This is a genomic window from Eggerthella sp. (assembly GCF_048329335.1).
Lineage (GTDB): Bacteria > Actinomycetota > Coriobacteriia > Coriobacteriales > Eggerthellaceae > Eggerthella > Eggerthella lenta.
On sequence record NZ_DBFEGU010000043.1, the window covers coordinates 1 to 4,093 of the forward strand.

Genomic DNA, 4,093 nt, shown 5'->3' on the forward strand with positions numbered 1-4,093 from the left:
CGACGTGCGCTCAAGATGGCGAAGAGCATGCTGCCGGTCGATCCAACGCGAATGTTCTACCTGAAATATCGCCGGGAAGCTGCACGTGCCCGGCGGTTCGGTGCGTCAATCGTTCACCATGGGAAACTTTTTCGTGCGTCACGGGTTGTTTCGCGGTACCATGTGCTTCGGACTGTAAGCGAGCAAAGCGGCAGGGCGAGGGGGTTGCCCGGCCGTTGCGAGGAGACGGGCGTTGACAACTCTGAACGATCTTCCCATCGGGAAAACCGCGACCGTGGCCGCCGTGGGCGGCGAGGGGTCGCTTCGACAGCACTTCCTGGACATGGGCATCATCCCGCTGGTCGACGTGACCATGGTGAAGCATGCCCCTATGGGCGACCCGCTGGAGGTGCGCATCCATAGCTACGAGCTAACGCTCAGGCGCGACGATGCGCGCAAGATCGAGATCGTCGACATGCGCGACGCGGCCGACGCGCAGGAGAGCCGCCCGCTCGGCAAGCCCGTCCCGCATCCCGGCCTCGGCGAGGGCGGCAAGTTCCATGACCGCTCCGAGGAGAACCCCCTGCCCGAGGGCACGCCGCTCGCGTTCGCGCTCGTGGGCAACCAGAACTGCGGCAAGACCACGCTGTTCAACCAGCTGACCGGGTCGAACCAGCACGTGGGCAACTTCCCCGGCGTCACGGTGGACCGCAAGGACGGCTGCATCAAGGGGCATCCCGAGGCATGCGTCACCGACTTGCCGGGCATCTACTCCATGTCGCCGTACTCCAGCGAAGAGGTGGTCACCCGCCGCTTCCTGCTGGACGAGAAGCCGCGCGGCATCATCAACATCGTGGACGCCACGAACGTGGAGCGCAACCTGTACCTGACGATGCAGCTCATGGAGCTGGGAATGCCCATGGTGCTGGCGCTCAACATGATGGACGAGGTGGAGGGCAACGGCGGCACCATCGACGTGAACGAGATGGAGAAGCTGCTGGGCATCCCCGTCGTTCCCATCTCGGCGTCCAAGAACGAGGGCATCGGCGAGCTGGTGGACCACGCGCTGCACGTGGCGCGGTTCCAGGAGCCGCCCGTGCGCCAGGACTTCTGCGCACCCGATGAGCACGACGGCGCCGTGCACCGGTGCCTGCACGGCATCATGGCGCTCATCGAGGACCATGCCGAGCGCGCGGGAATCCCGCCGCGGTTCGCCGCGAGCAAGCTGGCCGAGGGCGACCGATTGGTGCTGGAGCGGCTCGACCTCGACCAGAACGAGAAGGACGCGCTCGAGCACATCATCAGCCAGATGGAGGCCGAGCGCGGGCTCGACCGTTCGGCGGCCATCGCCGACATGCGGTTCGGCTTCATCGGGCGGGTGTGCGAGCGGACGGTGGTGAAGCCCGGCGAGAGTCGCGAGCATGCGCGCAGCACGGCCATCGACAAGCTGCTGACCGGCCCGTTCACGGCCATCCCCGCGTTCGTCGCCATCATGGCGCTGGTGTTCTGGCTCACGTTCAACGTGGTGGGGGCGTGGCTGTCCGAGCTGCTGGACGCGGGCATCTCCGCGCTCACGGACGTGGTGGCGTCGGGGCTTGCGGCGGCGCACGTGAACGAGGTGCTGCAGTCGCTCGTCATCGACGGTGTGTTCAACGGCGTGGGCAGCGTGCTCAGCTTCCTGCCCACCATCGTCACCCTGTTCTTCTTCCTGTCGCTTTTGGAGGACTCCGGCTACATGGCGCGCGTGGCGTTCGTGATGGACAAGCTGCTGCGGCGCATCGGGTTGTCGGGACGCAGCATCGTTCCCATGCTGGTGGGCTTCGGCTGCACGGTGCCGGCGGTCATGGCCAGCCGCACGCTGCCGTCCGAGCGCGACCGCAAGATGACCATCATGTTGACGCCGTTCATGAGCTGCTCGGCGAAGCTTCCCATCTACGCGTTCTTCACGGCGGCGTTCTTCCCGGCCAATGGCGCGGCGGTGATGGTGGGGCTGTACTTCGGCGGCATCGCGGTAGGTGTGCTGGCGGCGCTGCTCATGCGGTCGACGATGTTCTCGGGCGAGGCGGTGCCGTTCGTCATGGAGCTGCCGAACTACCGCATGCCCAGCGCGCGCAACGTGGCGCAGATGCTGTGGGAGAAGGCGAAGGACTTCCTGGAGCGGGCGTTCACCATCATCTTCTTGGCAACGATCGTCATCTGGTTCTTGCAGACGTTCGACTTCGGGCTGAACGTGGTGGCGGACTCGCAGGACAGCATGCTGGCCGTGGTGGCCGGCTGGATCGCGCCCGTGTTCGCGCCGCTGGGCTTCGACGACTGGCGCATCTCGACGGCGCTCGTGACGGGCGTGATGGCGAAGGAGAGCGTCGTGTCCACGTTGTCGGTGCTGTTCGGCAGCACGGCCAGCCTGGTGGCGGCCATCACGCCGCTGGCGGCGCTGGGTTTGCTGGTGTTCTGCCTGCTGTACACGCCGTGCGTGGCGGCCATCGCGTCGGTGAGGCGCGAGCTGGGCGGGAGATGGGCGCTGGGCATGGTGTTCGGGCAGCTGGCCGTGGCCTGGGCGGCGGCGTTCGCGGTGCGCGGCGTGGGCCTTGCGCTGGAGGACGGCGTGGCGGGCGCGGGCACGCTCGCGCTGGGCGCGGCCGTCGCGGTCCTCGTGGCGCTCGCGGTTCGGCGCATAGCGCGCAAGCGGCGCGAAGGCGGTGCGGTGTCGGGGTGCGGCGGGTCGTGCGACGGCTGCGCGGGCTGCGGCGCCATGCCGGAGGCGCCTGTCGACCGTGCCTTCGAAGGCACGCCGGAACCCGAGGAGCCTTCGGAGGCGAGCGTGCGCTAGAGGGTTGCGGCGTTGACGGCGGCGATGGCGCCGTCGGAAACGGCGGTGGCTACCTGGCGCAGCTGCTTCGCGCGGATATCGCCCGCCGCGTACACGCCCGAGATGCTCGTCTCCATGCGTTCGTTCGTGGGAATGAAACCGTTCTCGAGGCGCAGCTCTCCGGCGTAGAGGGCGGTGTTGGGCTCCGACCCGGCATAGACGAACACGCCGCAGCCGTCGTCCTCTACCGTGCGCGTTCGGCCGTCCGCCAACGACACGAGGTCGAGCGCTTCCACGCGGTCCGCGCCGTGCAGCGCTCCCACGCGCGTGGCCGGAACCACTTGGATGTTCGGCGTTGCCGCCGTCTTGCGGCGGAATTCCGCGATGCAGGCGAGTTCGTCTTCCACGCAGACGATGGACACCTGTCGGGCGAACCGGGCCAGGTAGAGAGCTTCCTTCACGGCTCCGTCGGCTCCGCCGATCACGTAAACGCTTTTGCCTTCGTACGTCGTCGCATCGCGTGCCGCGTTCAGCCCGCAGCCCTTGCCCTGCAGCTCGGCCTCGCCGGGCACGCCCAGCTTGCGCGGCGTGCTGCCGTTCGCGAGGACGACGCGTGGAGCTCGGTAAGATTCCGTGCCGGTGAACACCGTCTTAGTCTCTCCGGCAAGGGCGGCGCGCTCCACCTGGTCGTAGACGATCTCGATGCCGGCTTCCAACGCCTGGGCTTCGAGGCGGCGGGCGAAGGTGGCGCCCGTCTCGTCGTCGAGGATGCCGGCGTAGTGGGTGACGGTGGACACGCCGCCGATGATGCCGCCCACGGCCTTTTGCTCCAGGATGAGGGTTTCGAGCCCGCGGCTTGCGGCGTAGATGCCTGCGCTCACGCCGGCAGGGCCGGCGCCTACGATGACGATGTCGTACTCTTTCATGGCGTTCCTTTCGAAGATCGTCTTTCGCCGCTATTGTAGTCCTGCTCGCGGGGCGCGGTAACCGTCCGCTTGCTTATGCCCGGATAAGCAAGCGTTATGGCTGTCTTCGGGAAGCACCCTCCTTGGCGAAGCATCCGATCGGCGTCATCGGGTCGAAGGGCGGTAGCGGCGTTCGAACCTGGTGAAGAACACGGCAAGCAACACGACGGCCGCAAGCGAGAAGGGCACGCCCGCCAGGCTCGGCGAGGCGTAGGACGCTCCGGCGTTGAGCACGGCCTGGCCGATGGTGGCGCCGAACGCGTTGCCCAGGTTGAACGCCACCTGCACGCACGCCGACCCGATCATCTCGCCGCCGCCGCGCCCCACCTTCACCATGAGC

The 4,093-nt window shown here is 67.5% G+C and carries 2 protein-coding genes and 1 pseudogene; 1 reads left to right on the forward strand and 2 read right to left on the reverse strand.

What is annotated here, in order from left to right:
- Window positions 1–232 precede the first annotated feature (232 nt).
- Window positions 233–2,809 carry a ferrous iron transport protein B gene (gene feoB, locus ACMO6A_RS01530; RefSeq protein ID WP_009608750.1) on the forward strand — a complete coding sequence of 859 codons (2,577 nt, stop codon included), beginning with the start codon at window positions 233–235 and terminating at the stop codon, window positions 2,807–2,809.
- Here feoB and ACMO6A_RS01535 read toward each other — a convergent pair.
- Window positions 2,806–3,714, reverse strand: a complete 909-nt coding sequence (locus ACMO6A_RS01535; RefSeq protein WP_009305024.1) for an NAD(P)/FAD-dependent oxidoreductase — start codon at window positions 3,712–3,714, stop codon at window positions 2,806–2,808. The two genes, feoB and ACMO6A_RS01535, sit on opposite strands and share 4 nt — an antisense overlap.
- A gap of 144 nt (window positions 3,715–3,858) precedes the next feature.
- Window positions 3,859–4,093: pseudogene (locus ACMO6A_RS01540) on the reverse strand (MFS transporter); the annotation flags it as partial.